The organism is Xanthomonas arboricola pv. juglandis (genome assembly GCF_905367715.1).
GTDB lineage: Bacteria > Pseudomonadota > Gammaproteobacteria > Xanthomonadales > Xanthomonadaceae > Xanthomonas > Xanthomonas arboricola.
In genome coordinates this window covers 3,411,831-3,432,138 of the sequence record NZ_HG999362.1, presented here as the reverse complement: position 1 = coordinate 3,432,138, position 20,308 = coordinate 3,411,831, and the positions used below count along the sequence as shown (strand labels likewise).

Below are 20,308 nucleotides of genomic sequence, written 5' to 3'. Positions count from 1 at the left end.
CGTGCGGCCCGCACTATGCGGCGACTTGTCGTGAAACCTGTCCAGTGCGCCTTTTTTTGTGTTTTTCCTATTGGTTGATCGCGGCAGTGTCGCTGGGGCTGTGCGCCACGGTGCCACCTGCACGGGCGGCCACGCACGCGCTGCTCACGCCGGTGCCCAGCCAGGTCACGGTCGCCGACGGGCTGCCCTCGGACACCGTCAGTGAGCTTGCCGAAGACCAGCAGGGCTATCTGTGGATCGCCAGCGATGACGGCCTGGCCAGATTCGATGGCCGCAATTACCGCATCTGGCGGATGGAAGAAGGGCTGACCAGCAACGCGATTTGGACCATCTGCGTCGATCGTGACAATCGGGTGTGGATGGGGTTCGAGAACGGCGGGGCCGGGTTTCTGGAGGCCAAGACGCGCACATTCAGGCGGCTGGAAAACCCGCAGTTTCCGGAGCTGCGCGAAATCACGGTGTGGGCGCTGGCAAACACCCCGAACGGCGATGTCTGGCTTGGTACTGCTGCCCACGGGCTATATCGGCGACGTCCCGATGGCAGCATGCAGCGATTTTCCAACGTGCCCAGCGACCCGACCAGCCTGCCGTCCGACAGCGTGATCGGGTTCGAGGTCGCGCCCGACGGAACATTGTGGATCGGGACCCATGGCGGGCTCGCGCGCTGGGACGGTGCGCATTTTCAACGGGTGCGGTTGCCTGGAACCACGCAGGCGGTCAATCGCCTGCAAATGGAACACAGCGGCAACACCTTGTGGGTGTCGGATGTGGTCGGCGATGCGTTTCGTGTGGGCGCCGATGGCCAGGCGCGGCCCCAGCCATGGCAGAAAGCCGTGAGCAAGCGGCGGGTCATGGGGGTGTTGCTGCACGATCGCAGCGGGCGCTATTGGCTGGACACCGACAGCGGCCTGGGCCTGTCCACCGCAGGAACCGAGATCAGCAGTGTCCCGGTCTACAGCCTGTCGGCGCACGGCCTGGTCAGGCGCAACTGGATTGCAGCCTACGAAGATCGGGAGGGCGGGCTGTGGTTTGCGGCGCTCGAAGGCGGCCTGTGGCACCTGCCTCCGCATTGGGACACCTTTGCGGTACTGGCCCACCACGGCGATGACTCACAGTCGCTGGCCAATCCGTCCGTGCTGGCGACGGCGTCTTCGGCTGCGGGCGGTGTCTGGCTGGCTGGTTCGCGGCATGTGCTGGAGTATCTCGATGCGGCAACCGGCCAACTGCAGAAGCATCTGGCTCAGATCGATGCCCGTCCGCCCGACTCCATGCTTGAAAGCCGGGGTGGGTTGGTCTGGATCGGCGTCGAAGGAAAATTGGTCCGGTACGACCCGCAGACCCGGCAAGTCAAACGCTGGCAGTTGCGTGAGGATGTCGAACCCGATCCGGACGGTGCTGCGGACCGACCGGGCTGGATGGCAGAGGACGCGCAGGGCCGCCTGTGGGTGACGGTACTGGAATATGGCCTGCAAATCCGCAATCAGGAGGGCCAACTGCTGCGGACCATCGTCAATGGCAGTCATGGACTGGAGGTGTTGACCATCCTGGACCTACGCCTTGGCCCGGATGGTCAGATATGGCTGAGCAATAACGCCGGTCTACGGCGCTGGGACCCCGCTGCCGACCGATTTGTCCCCGTCGAGGGCACGCCGTCCCTGCCGACGTATCTGTTCCGGCTGGGAGAGGGGGGCGTGGTCTGGACCGGGTTGGCCGGCGAGATCCGGCGGTATCTGTGGGATGGAAAGCGGCTCAAGCACCTGGACACGGTCGGAAAGGAGCAGGAGTTTCCGATGGTGGCGCCCAACGGCCTGGTGGTCGATGCCAGGGGCGTGGCCTGGGTGTCCAGTCAACGCGGCCTGATCCGGATCGATCCCGGCAGCAGGTTGGTGCGCGTGTACGGGGTGCATGATGGGCTCCCCAACCAGCAGTTGCTGATCAACACCCTGGTGCAGGCCGGCAGCGGGCGGATTGTTGCTGCATCGCCCGACGGCGTGGTGGTGTTCGATCCGGCCACGATGCGCCCCAGCACGCGCAGGCCGCCGTTGATCATCGAACGCGTGGGCTTGCGGCGCGGGGAGCGTGGTCTGGATATCACCGGACAGGAGCCGCTGACGATGCAGGACGGCGACCGCGATCTGCATATCGTCGCGCGCCTGCTCAGCCTGGCCGATTCCGAATCCAACAGTTACCGCTTTCGTTTGAGTGGCTACGATCCGGACTGGATCGATGTCGGTCCCAGCGGCGAGCGGCAGTTTTCGCGGCTGCCCGCGGGGCATTACACGCTGGAAGTGCAGGGGCGCACCGCCGATGGCATCTGGTCGGCCAGCCAGACGCTACGTTTTCAGGTGCTGCCGCCGTGGTGGCTGGCGCCGTGGGGACTGGTGTTTCTGGGCCTGCTCGCGCTCTGCGTCATCGCCGCGGCGGTGTTGTTGTATCGCCGCCGCCTGCGGCGTTTGAACGCCTGGCAGCTGGCGGTGCACAAGCAGGAGCTGGCCGAGCAGGCGTCGTTGGCCAAGACGCGCTTCCTGGCCACACTCGGCCACGAGGTGCGTACCCCGATGACCGGCGTGCTGGGCATGAGCGAACTGTTGCTCAAGACCTCGCTGGACAATAAACAACGCAGCTATACCGAATCAATCCGTCGTGCCGGCGCGCATCTGCTGCGCCTGGTCAACGATGCGCTGGACCTGGCGCGGATCGAATCCGGCCGCCTGGAACTGGATCTGGAGCCGTTCTCGGTACGCCAGCTGGTGGCCGAGGTGGAAGGCCTGATGGCGCCACTGGCACAGGAGCGCGGCCTGCGTTTCAGCCTGGAAATCGGGCTGCTTGGCGACATCACCGCCAGCGGCGATGTCACCCGCATTCGCCAGATTCTGCTCAACCTGCTCAGCAATGCGATCAAGTTCACCGAGCGCGGTGTGGTCGGGCTCAAGCTGACCACGCTCGGGTCGTATCAGGGGCTGCGTTTCGAAGTGGCCGATACCGGCCCGGGCATCAACGCCGACCAGAAAGCGCGCCTGTTCCAGCGCTTCGAACAGGGCGACGGCGCCAAGACCACCTCGCGCTACGGCGGCAGCGGCCTGGGTCTGGCCATCTGCCAGGAACTGGCGATGGCGATGGGCGGGCATATCGAAGTGATCAGCCGGTTGGGCGCGGGCACGCGCTTCGTGGTCGATCTGCCGCTGCGCTGGGTCGCTTCCAACGCCACGCTCGGTGGCGAGGTGGCGCGCGCCGGGGGCACGGTCGCCCCGCAGCGCATTCTGCTGGTGGAAGACGACCCCACCATCGCCGAGGTCATCGTTGGCCTGCTGCGTTCGCAAGGTCACTCGGTGGTGCATGCGCCACACGGGCTGGCCGCGCTGACCGAAGCGGCCGACAACCCTTTCGATCTGGCCTTGCTCGATCTGGATCTTCCCGGGCTGGACGGCTTCGCCCTGGCGCGGCAGCTGCGCGTGTTCGGTTACGACATGCCGCTGGTCGCAGTGACCGCACGTTCGGACGAAGAGGCCGAACCCACCGCGCAGGAAGCTGGATTCGACAGCTTCCTGCGTAAGCCGCTTACCGGCGACATGCTGGCCGACACCATCGCCGAGGCATTGCGGCGCGAACGCCCGCGCGATGAGATCTAGAGCCGTGTGCCGCGGTTGACATCGCGCATAGCGCTGGTCGATGTCGCCGAGGTCGCGTCATTCGGCGACTTCTTCCACCTGCTTGGGATGCGGCCGCGTCTCGGCCAGCTGCCAGAAGATCAGCGTCGACGACAAGGTGATGCCACCGACGCACAAAAAGGTTGCATGGAGCGCTGCCGTGGCGCCGTGGCTGTCGCCCAGATGCGTGTTGAAGGCGGCCAACAAGCTGCCCGCCGCCGCCGCGCCGAAACCGGTCGCCAGCATCATCACCATCGATAGCAGGCTGTTACCGGGGCTGGCCTGCTCGCGATCGAGGTCGCGCAGGGTCACGGTGTTCATGACGGTGAACTGCAGCGAGTTCACCGCGCCAAAGCAGGCCAGCTGCACCAGCCGCAGCCATAGCGGCTGGCCCACATCGATCAAGGCAAAGCTGGCCATCGCTACGCCCACCAGCACGGTGTTGAGCATCAGCACACGGCGGTAGCCGAAGCGACCGACCAGCTTCACCGCGGCACGTTTGGCCGCCATGCCGGCCAACGCCACCGGCACCATCATCAGCCCGGCATTCATCGGGCTCATGCCCAGGCCGACCTGCAACAACAGCGGAATCAGGAACGGCATCGAGCCGCTGCCCACCCGCGCGAACAGGTTGCCCAGGATGCCGATGCGATAGCTGGCCACCTTGAACAAGGCCAGCGGAAACAACGCCGCCGGCGTGCTGGCCGCATGCAACCAATAACCGGCCAACGCGGCCAGCCCACCGATGGCCAGCAGCATGACGAAGGCATGGCGCAGGCCGAGCTCGGAAATGCCGTCCAGCGCCAGCGACAGTGCCACCATGCCGAACGCCAGCATCAGATAGCCGATCAGATCGAAGCGCTGGCGTGCATCGCCGTAGTGGTCGGGCATGATCTTCAGTGCGGCGATGAAACCGATCACGCCGATCGGCAGGTTGATCAGGAACACCCAGTGCCACGAGGCGACTTCCACCAGCCAGCCACCCAGCGTGGGGCCGATGAGTGGGCCGATCAATGCGGGAATCGCGATGAAGCTCATCGCGCGCAGGAAGTCGGCGCGCGCCACGGTCTTGAGCACTGCCAGCCGGCCCACCGGCAGCAGCATCGCCCCGCCAATGCCTTGCACCACGCGCGCCGCCACCAGCTGCGGCAGCTGCTGCGCGGCGGCGCACAGCAGCGAGCCCAACGTAAACACGATGATCGCCGCCAGGAAGGTACGCCGGGTGCCGAAGCGGTCCGCAATCCAGCCCGATGCAGGGATGAACATCGCTACCGCCAACGCGTAACTGAAGACCACCGACTGCATCTGCAGCGGGCTTTCATGCAGGCTGCGCGCCATCGACGGCAACGCCGTATTGACGATGGTCGCATCCAGCATCTGCATGAAGATCGCCAGCGACACCAGCCACAGCAGCGGCTTGATGGTGTCGTAGGCGCGCAAGGTGGGGACGGGCTGAGACATGGCGACCACTGTCGAGGAGACAGGGCATTATCCCCACGCCGATGTGCAGGAACTCAGAAAAACGTGCGCATTCGCGGCCCAGGCTTCAAGGCGTGTCCTGCGATCAGTCCATCACATCATGCGGGATGGACCATCGCCTAGCACCGCGCGTCATGCCGGATCTAGCGGCGACCAACCGCGCATCACGCGCGGCTGGTCGCGTGGCGCCTTAGCGCTTGCTCAGCGTCTGCACCGCTTCCACCAGCACGCCAACATGTTCCGGATCCATATCCGGCGACATGCCGTGGCCGAGGTTGAAGACATGGCCTTCGCGCGAGCCGCCGTTGCCCTGGGCGTAGCTGTCCAGGGTCTTGCCGACCTCGGCGCGGATCGCCTCGGGCGAGCCGTACAGGGTGGCCGGGTCCAGGTTGCCTTGCAGCGCGACGCGGCCGCCGGCGCGCTGGGCGGCGTCGGCCAGCGCGATGGTCCAGTCCACGCCTACCGCTTCGGCACCGCTGGCGGCAAGCTCGCTCACGTAAGCGCCGTTGCCCTTGCCGAACAACACCAGCGGGGTGCGTTCGGCGCCGTCGCCGCGTTCCAGCTCGCGCGCGATGCGGGTGAGGTAGGGCAGCGAGAATTCGCGGTACATCGCCGGCGACAACACGCCGCCCCAGGTGTCGAACACCTGCAACGCCTGCGCACCGGCCGCACGTTGTGCCGACAGGTAGGCGATCACCGCATCGGTAACGGTGCCGAGCAGGTGATGCAGCACCTCCGGTGCGTTGAACGCCATGGCCTTGATGCGCGCGTATTCCTTGCTGCCGCCGCCTTCGATCATGTAGCAGGCCAGCGTCCACGGGCTGCCGGAGAAGCCGATCAGCGGCACCGCGCCGTCCAGCTCACGGCGGATCAGGCGCACCGCATCCATCACGTAACGCAGCTCGGTTTCCATGTCCGGCACGCCCAGCCGATGGATTGCGGCGGCATCGCGCACCGGGTGGCGGAACTTGGGGCCTTCGCCTTCGACGAAATACAGCTCCAGGCCCATCGCATCGGGAATGGTCAGGATGTCGGAGAACAGGATCGCCGCGTCCAGCGGAAAGCGTTGCAGCGGCTGCAGTGTCACTTCGCAGGCGATCTCGGGATTCTTGGCCATGCCGAGGAAGCTGCCGGCGCGCGCACGGGTGGCGCGGTATTCCGGCAGATAGCGGCCGGCCTGGCGCATCAGCCACACAGGGGTGCGGTCCACGGGCTGACGGTTCAGTGCGCGCAACAGGCGATCATTCTTGAGCATGGTGTTCCTCAGCGCGGCGCGTCGGCGCCGCCGGTGATGAGTTGGAAGCCGCGTTTGAGGTGGGTGTCGCGCGCCTTGTCGAAGGCCCGGTCCGCTTCGTCCTGCAGCAGGTATTGGTCGCGTCGCAACTGCGAGCGTCCACCGATCTCGCCGCTTTCGCGCAGCAGCTCCCAGCCGCCGAACAAGTCCGGTTGCAGGGTCAGCTGGACGTAGCGGAGCGGCGCGTTGCCGCCAGGATCGTGTTGCAAGTGGATGCGCATGACGCCGATTGTAGCCGGGCGGTGCTGAAGGCTGGGGGCAATGGGCACGCCGGGTTGCTCCGCTTGCGAAGGGAGCGGCGGCATGCAGGGATCGCGTAGGAGCGCACCTGGGCGCGATGGGGATTTACCGGCAAGGCCCTGTTGCGCCCGGGGGCGCTCCTGCGAATGCGCCGGAGACAGTGAGTGATGGCGTTGCTCAGCCCGCCAGGATCTCCAGCACTGCCGCCTCGTCGACGTCGGGTACCACCTCGGCCTTGCCGATGCCGCGCCACAAGACCAGCCGCAGGCGGCCGGCGATGTTCTTCTTGTCCAGCCGCATGCGCCCCAGCAGGGCCTGCGGCGACAGGCCGGGCGGAATGTCGGTGGGCAGGTCGAAGTCATGCAGCAGCGCGCGCAGCGCTTCGGTGTCCCGCGCATCGCTCATGCCCAGCGCGGCCGACAGCCGCGCGGCCAGCACCATGCCCACCGCGACCGCTTCGCCATGGTTGAGGTTGTCGTTGCCGGGCGCGCCGTAGCCCTGTTCGGTCTCGATCGCATGGCCGAAGGTATGGCCCAGGTTGAGCAGGGCACGCTCGCCCTTTTCCAGCGGGTCGCGCGCCACGATGTCGGCCTTGTGCTCGCAGCTGCGCGCGATCGCCTGCGCCAGCGCGTCGGCATCACCCTCCAGCAGCGCCCTGCGTTCGGCATGCAGCCATTGGAAGAACAGCGGGTCGCGGATGGCGCCGTACTTGATCACCTCGGCCAGCCCGGCGCGCAGCTCGCGTGCGGGCAGGGTGTGCAAGGTGTGGGTATCGGCAATCACTGCGCGTGGCGGATGGAACGCGCCGACCAGGTTCTTGCCCTGCGGGATGTCCACCGCGGTCTTGCCGCCGACCGAGGAATCCACCATCGCCAGCAGGCTGGTGGGTAGTTGCACACAGTCCACCCCGCGCATCCAGCAGGCCGCCGCGAACCCGGCCAAGTCGCCGACCACGCCGCCGCCGAGTGCGAACACGCAGGCGTCGCGGGTGGCGCCCAGTTCGGCCAATGCCACGATCGCGGCGCCGAAATTGTCCAGCGTCTTGGAGGCTTCGCCGGCGGCGATCACCAGCTCGCCCAGTTGCAGGTCCGGGCGCGCCTGCAGCAGCGCCTTGCGCACGCCGGCGGCGTACTGCGGGGCCACCTGCGAGTCGCTGAGCAGCAATACGTGGCGGCCGCGCACATGGCTGGCCAGGCGTGCGCCGTCGGCCAGCAGGCCGGGCGCAATGGTGATGGTGTACGGCTGCGCACCGTCGACATCGACGCTGCGCGAGGAACGGGGAAGTGTCATGCGGGGGTACTCGACATGCGCCATTGCGCGGCCAGGCGCAGCACCAGCTGCGCGGTGGCCTCGGCGGGGGAGAAGTGATCGGTTTCCAGGCTGAGGTCGGCGACCTCCTGGTACAGCGGGGTGCGCTGCGCGGCCATCGCGTGCAGCACCTGCTCGCGGTCGGCGCGTTGCAACAACGGCCGGTTGCGGTCGCGCGCCAGCCGGGTCAGCTGTGCCGGCACGCTGACGTGCAGGTACACCACAAAGCCGCGCTCGCGGATGCGCTGGCGGTTGAGCGGATCCAGCACCGCGCCACCGCCGGTGGAAATCAGCTTGTTGTCCTGCTCCAGCAGCGTCTGCAGGGTCTGGACCTCGTGCTGCCGGAACCGCGCTTCGCCGTGCTGCTCGAAAATGGCCGGGATGCTGCTGCCGACCTGCTCGACGATGGCCTGGTCCACATCGACGAACTCCAGCCCGAAGCGCTCGGCCAGGCGGCGGCCGATGCAGCTTTTTCCGGCGCCCATCGGGCCGACCATCACGAGATTGGGAGCGGGGTTCATGCGCAGGGATCGTAGCATTCGGGCCCGCGCACCGGGCCGATCCGCATGGATTGAAACCATTCGTGCACGGCGCCCGTCGTCTGCGCGCAGCAGCATCGACACCCACGCTGCGCGGACAACGGCTGGGACGACCGCTGAAGATGGAGTGGCTGCACGCAACCGGTGGCGAGTGCTCGGCAGCCTGGTGGCAGTGATGCGAAGACGCCGAAGAGCATGCGCGCGACCTGCTTTCAGGCATCAGCCGCAGGTCCTGGCAGCGGCGCGGGCCTGTCGACCGCCGCGCATAGGCGAAGCAGGCCCGATGCGCCCACAATAGGCGTCAATCTTGCTGCCCTCGCACCGCCATGACCGATCTGTACGCAGAAGCCCTTGCCACCTTTACCGCGCTGTACGCCGAGGCGCAGGCCGGCGCCGAACTCGAAGCCAGCGCAATGACCGTGGCCACTGCCAACGTGGACGGCCGGCCGAGCGCGCGCACCGTGCTGCTCAAGGCCTTCGATGCGCGCGGGTTCGTGTTCTACACCCACCTGGACAGCGCGAAGGGCCGCGACCTGCAGACCCATCCGCAGGCCGCCCTGCTGTTCCTGTGGCGCAGCCTGCGCGAGGCCGGCATCCAGGTGCGCATCGAGGGCGGCGTGCAACTGGTCGGCGCGGAGGAATCGGATGCCTACTTCGCCTCGCGCCCGCGCATGAGCCAGATCGGCGCCTGGGCCTCGCTGCAGTCGCAGACGCTGGGCTCGCGCGAGGAGTTCGACGCGGCCATCGCCAAGGTCGAAGCCACCTTCGAAGGCCGCGAGGTGCCGCGCCCGGATGGCTGGGGCGGGTTCCGGGTGGTGCCGCAGGCATTCGAGTTCTGGTACGGCGCCAAGTTCCGCCTGCACGAGCGCTGGCGCTACGAGGCCGATGCGGCCAGCCACTGGAGCAAGCGGATGCTGTATCCGTGAGCACGCAGGCCGGCTGGCGGGTGCGCGTGGCGGTGGGCGCCGATGCGCAGGCCTTGCTGGCCCTGCGCCTGGCCTTGTGGCCCGATGCCGACGATGGCCTCGCCGAGCTGCAGGCCGCGCTGGCGCAGGCAGACGCCAGCCACCTGCTGGTGGTGGACGACGCAGATGCGGCGCTGGGGTTTGCCGAGGTGTCGGTGCGCCACGACTACGTCAATGGCACCGAGAGCACGCCGGTGGGCTTTCTGGAAGGCTGGTATGTGAGTCCGGCCTGGCGCGGCCGCGGGCTCGGTCGCGCGCTGGTGGCCGCGGCAGTGGAGTGGACGCGGGAGCGGGGCTGCGCGGAGCTAGCCTCCGATGCGCGGCTGGACGACAGCGGTGCCCAGGCGGCGCATGCGGCATGCGGCTTCGAGCCAACTGAACGGGTGGTCTACTACCGCCTGCAGCTGGCCTGACCGGCTGACTTCCGGCCCTTTCTGCCGGTCGCGGACAGTCTGTAGTATGTCCGCCCATTGCACGGCTGCTGCTGCATCACCGCAGCGGCATCTGCATCACCACCGCTGCATGACCAAAGGACAGGACATCGTATGACGCAGTACACCACTGTCGAATTGCACGGCCTGCTGGCCGAGCGCTATCGCGACCAGCCGATCGAGGTCGAACTGATCGACGGGCTGGAGCCGGCCATCAACCTCACCCTGGCCGACCACGGCGACATGCAGATCCAGGTCGCCGCCTCCGGCTCGCAGGTGTTTGTTTCCACGCTGCTGGCCAATGCCGACCAGGTCAGCGACCGCGCGGCGTTCAACGACGCCTGCCTACGCCTCAACCCGCTCAATCCCTTGTCCAACCTGGGCCTGGTGCAGGTCGACGGCAAGGATAGCTATGTGGTCTTTGGCGAACTGTCGGCGTCGTCCACGCTCGACCAGATCGACGAGGAAATCCAGACCCTGGCGGCCAATACGCTGGATGCCGCCGAATCTCTCAAGCCGTTCTTTTCCTAAAGGCGTGTTGTCATGAGTATCTTTTCAAAGCTGATCACGCTGCTGCGTGGCACTGCACACGAAACCGGCCAGAAGGCGGTCGACGCCAACGCGCTGCGCATCCTGGACCAGGAAATGCGCGATGCCGGCGCCCAGCTCACGCGCTCGCGCGAGGAGCTGACCAAGCTGATGGCGCAGAGCAAGCTCGCCCAGCAGAAGATCGACGCGCGCGCCGGCAAGATGGCCGAATACACGCGTTACATCGAAGGTGCGCTGGCCAAGAACGACGAGGCACTGGCGCACGACGTGGCGGTCAAGCTGGCGGCGCTGGAAAGCGAGGACGCCGGCGACAAGGCTTCCAAGAGCTCGCTGGACCAGTCGGTGGTGACGCTCAAGGCCACCATCCAGAAGACCGAGAACCAGCTGCGCGGCATGCGCCAGCAGATCGACACCGTCAAGGCCACCGACGCGGTGCAGAAGGCGCAGGCGGCGATTGCCGCGCGCCATTCCGGTGCCAGCAGCAAGATGGGCTCGGCACTGGAATCGCTGGAGCGGATCAAGGCGCGTCAGGCCGAAACCTCTGCACGCATCGAATCGGCCGAAGAGCTGGAGGCGTCCAGCGGCGACGGCGATCTGAACCGGCGTCTGGCCGCGGCCGGCCTGATGGAAGGCGAGTCCAACGCCGCCGCAGTGCTGGCACGCTTCAAGAAGCCGGCCCAGCTCGGCCACGACACCGCCGGCGGCAGCGCGCCGCTGATCGGCCAGGTGCGCGACGTGCAGCAGGTTCCGCGCAGCGACAGCTGATCCGCCGCACGGCACAGGACGCGCCATGATCATCGTCGGAAAGCTGTTGCGGATAGTGCGGCGCCACGTGCGCCGCGTCAGCTGGGGCATGGTGGCACTGGCATTGCTGGCGCACATGGGGCTGAGTTGGGTGTTGCTGCTGCTGGCCGGCGAGCAAAAGCTCGTTGGCCTGGACGCGTTTCCGTACTACTACATGACCACCGCCACCACCATCGGCTACGGCGACCTGTCGCCGGGTTCGGTGGCCGGTCGCTATATCGCCGCGTTCGTGCTGATGCCGGGCGCGGTGGCGCTGTTCGCCACGGTGCTGGCCAAGACCAGCGGCGTGCTCATCACCTTCTGGAGGCGCCACCACATGGGCAAGATGGCTTATGCCGATCTGCGCGGGCACACCATCCTGATCGGCTGGCAGGGCGCCGCGTCCACACGCTTGCTGGAGCTGTTGCTGTCCGACACCGCCACCGACGACGAAGGCGTGGTGTTGATTGCCGAGGGCGTGGCCGAGAACCCGATGCCCGACCATATGCGCTTCATCGCCGCCGAGTCCTACACGCATACCGAAGTGTACCTGCGTGCCGGCATCGCCGGTGCGGCGCGGGTGATCGTCAACCCGCCCTCGGACGACCAGACCCTGGCGGCGGTGTTCGCGCTGATGGCGCATGCGCCGCGTGCGCACGTCGTGGCGCACTTCGACTCGGGCAGCGCCGCGCGGCTGGTCAATTGCCACTATCCGGCGATCGAATGCACGCGGCCGATGACCGCCGAGATCCTGGCCCGCGCGGCGCAGGATCCGGGCAGCGCGGCGATCACGGCCGAACTGCTGTCGGTGGACGATGGCCCGACCCAGTTCAGCCTGGCGGTTCCTGCCGAGGTCGACCCGCTGGATTACCGCGGGCTGGCCGCCGATTTCGGCCAGCGCGGCGCCCTGTTGCTGGGCCTGCGCGCGCCCGATGGCGCGCTGCGCTTGAACCCGCCCGCACACACCGCTGTCCCGGCCGGTGCCATGCTGTATTACCTGGCCGAACAGCGCGTGCCGGTGCATGCCATTGCCTGGCAGGCTCTGCGCGCTGCGGCCGTGTCCCATTCCCCATCGCCACAAGGTGCATGACGATGAGTTTTTTCAGCAAGTTGTTCGGTCAACCACAGCCGCCGCCGTTGCCCACCTCCGGCACTGGCGCCATCGGTCACGCGCTGCCGCTGGGCTTGCGCGTGGGTGGGCAGCTGGAGATCGATACCACGTTGTACCGCATGGCACCGGAGGCCATGACCGCCGAGTTGCCGGGCGGGCATCAAGGCATTCCGTGCTACGGCCACGTCAATCTGGGCGATGGCTATGCCCTGCATCGTTTCTATCTGGACGACGACGCGTTCCTGCAGGTCACCACCGTTGGCGGCGATCTGGAGGCGATGAAGGCCTTCGTGTATTGCGAGACGGTCAATCCGCCAAGCAAGCAGGCGTTTCAGGAGTTCGTGATGCAGCATCCGCATCTGGGTGCGGCGCAGATCGAGTACGCCGGCAAGCGCTGGCAACGCGCCACGCAGTCCACCGACGGTGCCGCGCGCATCCCGCCGATTGCCTACGACGAGGTGCTGTACCGCTATCAGCCGCCGCGCCGCGATGGCGATCTGACCCACTACGCCATGCTCTACAGCCGCGATGTGCCGGAGCTGCAGCGCGAGGAATTCCTGCTGGTCACCGGCGAGGATTCCGGCCCCAACGAATTCTGCGTCACCTATGCGGTCGGCATCGATGTCACCGTCGCCGATCTGGATATCACCTGAGCGTGCGCGCTCGTCCTCCACTTACCCTGGTCCTGTCATGAACCCGATCAACCTGCAGAGTTTTCTTGCGTTTCTTTCCTACTTCGGCACCGGCCTGGGCGTGTTGATCGTGGCGGTGGTGCTGGTGACTCTGGTCACCCCGCACAAGGATTTCACCCTGCTGCGGCAGGGCAACGTGGCTGCGGCCACCGCCTTGGCCGGCAATCTGATCGGTGTGGCATTGCCGCTGCATTCGGCCATCACCCATTCGGTGAGCCTGGTCGATGCGCTGATCTGGGGCGCGGTCGCCTGCGGCATCCAGATCGTGGCGTATCTGCTGGCCAATCTGGTGGCCGGGCGCATCTCGCGGCAGATCACCGACAACGTCACCGCCGCCGGCATCTTCTCGGCCGGCGTGTCGATCGCGGTCGGGCTGATCAATGCCGCGGCGATCACGCCGTAACGGAGCGCAGGCATGAAGCGATCACGCAATCTCAAGCTCACCCTGATGGCCGCATTGCCGGCCGCCCTCGTCACCAGCTGCGGCTCCGAACCGGAAACCGGCGTGGTACTGCAGTCGGCCTCCGACTGCTACCAGATCAAGCAGGAACAGACCGACATCCAGCAGTGCCTCAAGGCCTACGACGAGGCGGTGACCAAGCACCAGCAGGCCGCGCCGCGCTTCAATACGCGCTACGAGTGCGACGAGCAGTTCGGCAGTTGCACGGCGGTGCAGACGGCGCAGGGCCAGCAGAGCTGGATCCCGCCGATGGGCGGGTTCCTGCTGGGCTATGCGTTGGGCAACATGACCGGTGGCGGCGGCTACCGCTATGGCGGCTCGATTCCGCTATACCGCGATTACCGCAGCGGTGGGTACTACAAGCCCAATGGTGATCTGGCCAGCAACCGCGTCGGCACCGTCCGCGGGCGCAGCGGCGCCATCGACATGCCGTCGCGGGCGATCACCGTGTCGCGTTCGGGTTTCGGCTCCAGTGCGGCGGCGCGCAGTTCGTTCGGCAGCGGCGGGCGCAGCTCCGGATTCGGCGGCTGACATGCAACGGATCGCAATTGCCGAGCGCCCGGACTGGCGCGAGCAGGCCGAGTCGCTCGGCTTCCATTTCCACACCATCGACGGCGAGCGCTATTGGGACGAAAGCGCGTACTACGCGTTTACGCTGCAGCAGATCGAAGACGACATCGAGGCGCCCACGCAGGAACTGCACGACATGGCGATGCAGTTGGTGGACGAGGTGGTGGGCTCGGAACAGCTGATGACGCAGCTGGCGATCCCGCCGTTCTACTGGGACTGGATCGCCACCTCGTGGAAGAACCGCGACCCGCATCTGTACGGCCGCATGGACCTGGCCTATGCCGGCAACGGCCCGGCCAAGCTGTATGAGCTCAACTACGACACGCCGACCTCGCTGTACGAATCGGCCTATTTCCAGTGGCTGTGGCTGGAACAGCAGATCGCCGCAGGTGCGCTGCCCAAGGGCACCGATCAATACAACCTGATCCAGGACCTGCTGTGCGAAACCCTGGGCGCGCTGGCGGTGGATGGCGCGATCGGTGCGCAGATGCATTTCTCCGCGGTGCGCGATTCGCTGGAAGACCGCGCCACGGTGCGCTACCTGCGCGACTGCGCGCATCAGGTGGGCATCAGCACCGAGGAAGTGGCCATCGAAGACATCGGCCTCAGCGCCGAGGGCTGGTTCACCGATGAGCAGGACCGGGTGATCCACACGCTGTTCAAGCTGTATCCGCTGGAATTCATGATGGAAGAGCGCTTTGGCCCGGCGTTGTGCGCCAACCGCGTGCGCCTGATTGAGCCAGCGTGGAAATCGGTGCTGAGCAACAAGGGCATCCTGCCGCTGTTGTGGGAGCGGCATCAGGGCCATCCCAATCTGCTGCCGGCGCGCTTTGCGCAAACCGGCGAAGCACCGACGGCAGGCTGGGTACGCAAGCCGCTGCTGTCGCGCGAGGGTGCCAATATTTCCCTGGTCAGCGCACAGGGCGATGCTGCGCAGACCGACGGCCCGTATGTGGACAGGCCGGCGATCCTGCAGGCGCATCATCCATTGCCGGTGTTCGATGGCCGGCACGCGCTGGTCGGCAGCTGGGTGGTGGCCGATCGTCCGGCCGGGCTGGGCATGCGCGACGACGATGGCCCGATCACCCGCGACACCTCGCGCTTCGTGCCGCACGTGATCGTGGACTGATGCAGCAGTGGGTGAGGCAGCGCCGCTGCGACGCGGCGCTGCCGTGTGGCGCGATCGCCCTTGCATGTGGTCGTGAGTAAAGCGCTGCTTCCGCATGGCCGGCTTGTACACAATGGCCGCGCTGCATGAGACAGCTGTCGTCCCGTATCGCCTGACACACGCTGCAGTGGCGCGCAAGCCCTGCGCTGCCTGCCGCGCAGCGCGGGTTTTCCACACCCCCTGTGGATGGAACTTGCACAAGGCTGTGGACAAGTGGGTGCAGGCCCCGGCCTGCAACGCTGTCAAGATGGGTGGCGAAAAAATGACCAGCGGCTCGTAGATGCATTTTTCCGGTCTCGATCGCAGCGATCTCGGCAGGATCGGCAAAGTCAGTTGCGCTGTGGGTGATGAGATGTGCCGGCCTGGGTTGCGTCATGCCAACGCGACTTGCCGAGCCTGCGAGTCGTGCAGACCTCGCACGCTGCATGCGATGCGGGCGATCCACAACGACTGAGCGCGACGCACCGGTGCTCGCGATCAGTGTTCTCTCATTTGCGCGCACCGCACACCCATCACACCCGCCGCGCCACCAACAAGCCCGCCACCGCCAGCAGCCATGCCAGGGCAAACACGCTCAGGTAGGCGGCCGCAGTCGCCGAGGCCAGCAGCGCGGCGAACAAGGCGCCGGCCAGCGCCAGCATGCCGGCCACCGCAATCGCCTCGCTCAACTGCAGTGCCGAACTGTTGGCACCTTGCTGCGCCGGCGGCGACAGCGACAACGTCAACACCGACAGGCTCGGATACAGCAGGCCCATGCCCAGGCCGGTCAGCGCCCAGCCGGCAATCGCCACCGGCACCGGGATGACCGGCCACACCGCCCCCGCGCTGATCACGATGCCCAGCGACATGAAGCACGCACCGGTCTTGAGCAGGCGTGGGCGCGACCAGCCGGCGCGGCTATGGCCCTGGTACCAGGAGCCACTGAACCAGCCCAGTGCGCCGACGCTCAGCGCCACGCCGGCCAGCAGTGGCGACAGGCCGCGCTCGCGCGACAGCAGCAACGGCAGGAACGCCTCGAAGCCGAAGAAGGCCGCCGCCGCGATGCCGCGCAGCGCGATCACGCTGGGCAGCCCGCGCGCAATTCGCAGCGTGCCGGCCGGCAACAGCTGCCAGGCGCAGCACACGGTAAGCAGCAATGCCGGCAGCATCGCCAGCAACGCGCTGGTGCCGTGCAGCTGTCCGCCCAGATACACGCCGAGCACGCCCAAGGCCGCACCCACCGCCCAGCGCAACGCGGAATCCGACGCGCCGGCTGTGTCGCTGGACCAGGTGCGCCCGCGGATCGCCGGCCACAGCATCAGCCCGGCCGGTATCGCCAGCAGCGGCACCGACAGGAACACCCAGCGCCAGCCGACGTGCTGCACGATCAATCCACTGATGCCCGGCCCGATCAACGAAGGCACCACCCAGCCGGCCGAAAACGCAGCAAACACGCGGGGCCGCAGGGCTTCCGGATACAGGCGCCCGACGATCACGTACAGCGCCACCGAATACGCGCCAGCCCCCAGGCCTTGCAGCAGGCGGCCGGCAATCAGTACCGGCATGCTCGGCGCCAGCCCTGCCACCAGCAGGCCGATCACGAAGCACAGCAGGCCGTAGGCCAGCGCCCCGCCGGGGCCACGCCGGTCGCTCCAGCGCCCGGCGGCGGTCATGCCGACCACGCTGGTCGCCAGGGTGCCGCCGAACGCCAGCGCATACAGCGGCAAGCCATTCAATTCGCGCGCGACGGTCGGCATGGCGGCGGCCACCGCCAGCGATTCGAAGGCATTGAGCGATACCAGTGCCACCATGCCCAGCGTTGCGGCGCGATACGGAGCGGCCAGGATGGAGCTGGGTCGGGTGTCGCCGGGTGAGCTGGCGGGCAGGGCGGTATCGGCGGGCATCGAGCATCCAGAGACTGAAGTGTGTAGAGCCATGACCATGGGGCTTGCACCGGTCATGGCCGCGCAGCATCCTGCCTCAACCAAGGTTGAGGTCAAGGCAATGCAGCGTGAGTTGTCCGTGGGCGAAGTGGCCAAGCGCAGTGGCGTGGCGGTGTCGGCTTTGCATTTTTACGAGCGCAAGGGCCTGATCCGCAGCCTGCGCACTGCCGGAAATCAACGCCGCTATGCGCGCGACGTGCTGCGGCGCATCGCCGTGATTCGCGTGGCGCAACGGCTCGGCGTGCCGTTGCAGCAGGTGCTGGATGCGTTCTCGGTGCTGCCGGACCAGCGCACGCCCACGCGTGCGGAATGGGCACGCATGTCGGCACGTTGGCGCGCGCAACTGGATGCGCGCATCGCCGAGCTGCAGGCCTTGCGCGACCAGCTCACCGACTGCATCGGCTGCGGCTGTCTGTCGCTGCGCCGCTGCCGGTTGAGCAATCCGGGCGATACGCTGGCCGAGGGTGGGGATGGCGCGTTGCGACTGTCGCAGCTTGCTGCCGACTGAGGTAACAAGCGCGGACTGTGCCGCCGCCGGGGCAGGGATGGCGTGATCGGCATCTGCAGGTCGCGCGCGGGCCGCGGCTGCTGCGCCCCGGGCAGCCTGTCACCGTCGAGAAGTTCGATGCCGCAACCGGGACCAATGGCAGTGCCGTGCCGGGCGAAGGCGACCGTAGGATGGGGGTCCCCCCACCGCCGCAGGACTTCACGCATGTTCCCCACCTTGCGCCGATCGCTCGCCGCTGCGCTGTCGCTGGCATGCATCACCTCGTCCGCGCATGCCGCGCCCGCCACCAGCGCCGCCGCGCCGGCAAGCGCCTTCGATCCGCTGGCCTTGTTCGCACCGCTGCAACTGCCCGACGCACCCAACGCCTACCGCAGCGGCAGCGGCGTCCCGGGCCCGCTGTTCTGGCAGAACCGTGCCGACTACAGCCTCAACGCCAGCATCGACCCGGCGACCCACACGCTCACCGGCGAGGCGGCGATCCACTACACCAACCGTAGCCCGGACACGCTGGACGTGCTGTGGCTGCAGCTGGACCAGAACATCTACCGCGCCGATGCGCGCGCTGCCGCCAGCCGCCCGTCGCGCCGCACCCAGTTCACCGACGGCATGCAGATCGCCAGTGTCGAGATCGACGATGGCGGGCGTCGCCAGCCTGCGCACTTCGTCGTCGACGACACCCGCATGCGGGTGGACCTGCCGCAGCCGTTGGCGGGGCAGGGCAAGGCGCTGACCGTGCATGTTCGCTACCGCTACACGATTCCGGGCACCTGGGGCGGGCGCACTGCGGTCAGTGCCAGCAAGCAGGGCGAGATCTACGAGATTGCACAGTGGTATCCGCGCATGGCCGTCTACGACGATCTGCGCGGCTGGGACACGCAGCCGTATCTGGGCTCGGAGTTCTATCTGGAGTACGGCGACTTCGACTATGCGGTGACCGTGCCGGAGGGCTTCCTGGTCGCTGGTTCCGGTGCGCTGACCAATCCGGCCGAGGTGCTCAGCCGCAGCGAGCAGCAACGCCTGCAGCAGGCACGCAGCAGCGATCGTACGGTGCTGATCCGCACGCCAGAGGAAGTGAGCGCGCGCGCTGCCAAACCTGCGGGAAACACCACGCGCACCTGGCGCTTCCATATGGATAACACCCGCGATGTGGCGTTTGCCGCCTCGCCTGCGTTCGTGTGGGATGCCGCGCGCATCAAGCTGCCAGGCGGCAAGCAGTCGCTGGCGATGTCGGTGTATCCGCTGGAGGGCGTGGGCGCGGACAAGTGGAACCGCTCCACCGAATACGTCAAGGGCGCGATCGAACATTTCTCGCAGTGGTACCCGTATCCGTGGCCGGCCGCGATCAACCTGGGCGGGTACGGTGCGGGCATGGAGTATCCGGGCATCGTCTTCGACGGCTTCGAAGACAGCGGCAAGGAGTTGTTCTGGATCACCGCGCACGAGATCGGACACACCTGGTTCCCGATGATCGTCGGCTCCAACGAGCGCCGCCACGCGTTCATGGACGAAGGCTTCAATACCTTCATCGACGTCTATGCATCCGATGCCTTCAACAAGGGCGAGTACGCACCCAAGCGCGATTCGGAATATGCGCCCAAGGGCGGCAACCCGGTCGACGAAATCCTGCCGCTGCTGGCCGATGCCGGCGCGCCGACATTGATGGACAACGCTGATTCCACCAGCGAGACCTACCGGCATTCGCTGACCTATTTCAAGGGCGCGTTGGGGCTGGTGTTGTTGCGCGAGCAGATCCTGGGGCCGGAACGCTTCGATCCGGCCTTTCGCAAGTACATCGCGACCTGGGCCTACAAGCACCCGACGCCGTCGGATTTCTTCCGGCTGATGGAAAGCGAGAGCGGCGAGAATCTGGCCTGGTGGTGGCGCGGCTGGTATCTCAACAACTGGCAGCTGGATATGGGCATCAGCGAGGCCCATTACGTCGATCACGATCCTGCCAAGGGCCTGCAACTCACGCTGCGCAGCAGCCAGAAACTGGTGATGCCGGTCACCGTGCGGGTGGACCTGGCCGACGGCAGCCATCTGGACCGCCGCGTGCCGGTGGAAACCTGGCTGCAGAACACCGCGCCCAAGCTGACGCTGCCGACCACGCAGAAAGTGCTGCATGTGACGCTGGATCCGGACCATGTGTTGCCCGATGCCCAGCGTGGCGACAACCAGGTCAAGACGATCGGCTAGCGGCTGCCGATGCAGGCATCTGCGCTGCAATGGCGTAGATGCTGCGGGTTTGCAGCATGAGCGTGTCACCGTCACCAACGGCGCAATCGATTGCAGCGATTGCGCCGTTTTTCGTTGCGCGGTGCAGTCCGATGTCGAAGATAGACGCGCAACGGTGTGCTCGCATCGGCGTCAACTACCACGTGGATGCGCCGCTCAGCACGTGGCCACTGAGAGCTGCCGCGTTGCAATCCCCGCGATGCCTTGCGCAACTGTTCCATGCGGTGTTCTCGGTGCTACGCGATGACGCGCGACTGCGCCACTGCAACGCATTTGCAGAGGTCACAAGCTGGTAACGCTTACAGCCACGCTGCGCCTGCATTCGTGCTGCGGACTCAAGCGCACGCGGTGTTTTGTGCCTGCGTGTGGCCTGGTGTGTTTGCTGCAACGCACGGTGACAAGCCCAG

At 66.8% G+C, this 20,308-nt stretch carries 18 protein-coding genes; 12 read left to right on the top strand and 6 right to left on the bottom strand.

Translation table 11 applies throughout. The features are described 5' to 3' along the window. The first annotated feature begins 86 nt into the window (after nt 1–86). Nucleotides 87–3,629 carry a hybrid sensor histidine kinase/response regulator gene (locus tag KHN93_RS15015; RefSeq protein WP_244812252.1) on the top strand — a complete coding sequence of 1,181 codons (3,543 nt, stop codon included), beginning with the start codon at nt 87–89 and terminating at the stop codon, nt 3,627–3,629. Nucleotides 3,630–3,686: 57 nt separating this feature from the next. Here the strand turns inward: KHN93_RS15015 and mdtD are convergent, their stop codons facing one another. From mdtD to KHN93_RS14990, 5 genes are all read right to left on the bottom strand, one after another. Next, on the bottom strand, nt 3,687–5,108 hold the full coding sequence (mdtD, locus tag KHN93_RS15010; RefSeq protein WP_211920568.1) for a multidrug transporter subunit MdtD: 1,422 nt from the start codon (nt 5,106–5,108) through the stop codon (nt 3,687–3,689). 208 nt (nt 5,109–5,316) lie between these two features. Next, on the bottom strand, nt 5,317–6,381 hold the full coding sequence (hemE, locus tag KHN93_RS15005) for a uroporphyrinogen decarboxylase (protein ID WP_039519712.1): 1,065 nt from the start codon (nt 6,379–6,381) through the stop codon (nt 5,317–5,319). An 8-nt stretch (nt 6,382–6,389) separates the two neighbouring features. Then, on the bottom strand, nt 6,390–6,641 hold the full coding sequence (locus KHN93_RS15000) for a WGR domain-containing protein (protein WP_006449079.1): 252 nt from the start codon (nt 6,639–6,641) through the stop codon (nt 6,390–6,392). Nucleotides 6,642–6,837: 196 nt separating this feature from the next. Further along, nucleotides 6,838–7,950: a 3-dehydroquinate synthase gene (aroB, locus tag KHN93_RS14995; RefSeq protein WP_211920566.1), complete on the bottom strand. Its 1,113-nt coding sequence runs from the start codon at nt 7,948–7,950 to the stop codon at nt 6,838–6,840. Next, nucleotides 7,947–8,489 carry a shikimate kinase gene (locus KHN93_RS14990; RefSeq protein WP_102253688.1) on the bottom strand — a complete coding sequence of 181 codons (543 nt, stop codon included), beginning with the start codon at nt 8,487–8,489 and terminating at the stop codon, nt 7,947–7,949. The genes aroB and KHN93_RS14990 overlap by 4 nt, the downstream gene beginning before the upstream one ends. Nucleotides 8,490–8,833: 344 nt before the next feature. Here KHN93_RS14990 and pdxH point away from each other — a divergent pair, with 344 nt between their 5' ends. The 9 genes from pdxH (at nt 8,834) to KHN93_RS14945 (ending at nt 15,197) form a co-directional block, all read left to right on the top strand. Next, nucleotides 8,834–9,433, top strand: a complete 600-nt coding sequence (gene pdxH / locus KHN93_RS14985; protein WP_102253689.1) for a pyridoxamine 5'-phosphate oxidase — start codon at nt 8,834–8,836, stop codon at nt 9,431–9,433. Then, a complete protein-coding gene (gene aac(6') / locus KHN93_RS14980; RefSeq protein WP_211920564.1) occupies nt 9,430–9,885 on the top strand; it encodes an aminoglycoside 6'-N-acetyltransferase in 456 nt (151 codons plus the stop codon). Before pdxH ends, aac(6') begins: the two co-directional genes overlap by 4 nt. Before the next feature lie 132 nt (nt 9,886–10,017). Next, the gene (locus KHN93_RS14975) at nt 10,018–10,434 is read left to right on the top strand and encodes a YjfI family protein (protein ID WP_005995044.1); all 417 of its coding nucleotides are present in this window, start codon (nt 10,018–10,020) and stop codon (nt 10,432–10,434) included. Between the two features lie 12 nt (nt 10,435–10,446). Continuing rightward, nucleotides 10,447–11,217, top strand: a complete 771-nt coding sequence (locus tag KHN93_RS14970) for a PspA/IM30 family protein (protein ID WP_039515231.1) — start codon at nt 10,447–10,449, stop codon at nt 11,215–11,217. A 25-nt stretch (nt 11,218–11,242) separates the two neighbouring features. Next, on the top strand, nt 11,243–12,325 hold the full coding sequence (locus KHN93_RS14965) for a potassium channel family protein (RefSeq protein WP_211920562.1): 1,083 nt from the start codon (nt 11,243–11,245) through the stop codon (nt 12,323–12,325). Then, nucleotides 12,322–12,999, top strand: a complete 678-nt coding sequence (locus KHN93_RS14960; RefSeq protein WP_039519725.1) for a YjfK family protein — start codon at nt 12,322–12,324, stop codon at nt 12,997–12,999. Before KHN93_RS14965 ends, KHN93_RS14960 begins: the two co-directional genes overlap by 4 nt. A gap of 37 nt (nt 13,000–13,036) precedes the next feature. After that, nucleotides 13,037–13,441, top strand: a complete 405-nt coding sequence (locus tag KHN93_RS14955) for a DUF350 domain-containing protein (protein ID WP_047126964.1) — start codon at nt 13,037–13,039, stop codon at nt 13,439–13,441. 12 nt (nt 13,442–13,453) lie between these two features. Further along, a complete protein-coding gene (locus KHN93_RS14950) occupies nt 13,454–14,029 on the top strand; it encodes a DUF1190 domain-containing protein (protein WP_211920560.1) in 576 nt (191 codons plus the stop codon). 1 nt (nt 14,030) lies between these two features. After that, complete coding sequence (locus KHN93_RS14945) at nt 14,031–15,197, top strand: glutathionylspermidine synthase family protein (RefSeq protein ID WP_211920558.1); 1,167 nt, start codon at nt 14,031–14,033, stop codon at nt 15,195–15,197. Nucleotides 15,198–15,748: 551 nt separating this feature from the next. Here the strand turns inward: KHN93_RS14945 and KHN93_RS14940 are convergent. Further along, complete coding sequence (locus KHN93_RS14940) at nt 15,749–17,119, bottom strand: MFS transporter (RefSeq protein ID WP_104559801.1); 1,371 nt, start codon at nt 17,117–17,119, stop codon at nt 15,749–15,751. Nucleotides 17,120–17,219: 100 nt separating this feature from the next. Between KHN93_RS14940 and soxR the strand changes: the two genes are divergently transcribed. Together soxR and KHN93_RS14930 are read left to right on the top strand one after the other, a co-directional pair. Then, on the top strand, nt 17,220–17,666 hold the full coding sequence (gene soxR, locus KHN93_RS14935; protein ID WP_104559968.1) for a redox-sensitive transcriptional activator SoxR: 447 nt from the start codon (nt 17,220–17,222) through the stop codon (nt 17,664–17,666). Nucleotides 17,667–17,870: 204 nt separating this feature from the next. Further along, a complete protein-coding gene (locus KHN93_RS14930; RefSeq protein ID WP_104559800.1) occupies nt 17,871–19,862 on the top strand; it encodes a M1 family metallopeptidase in 1,992 nt (663 codons plus the stop codon). Nucleotides 19,863–20,308: the final 446 nt, after the last annotated feature.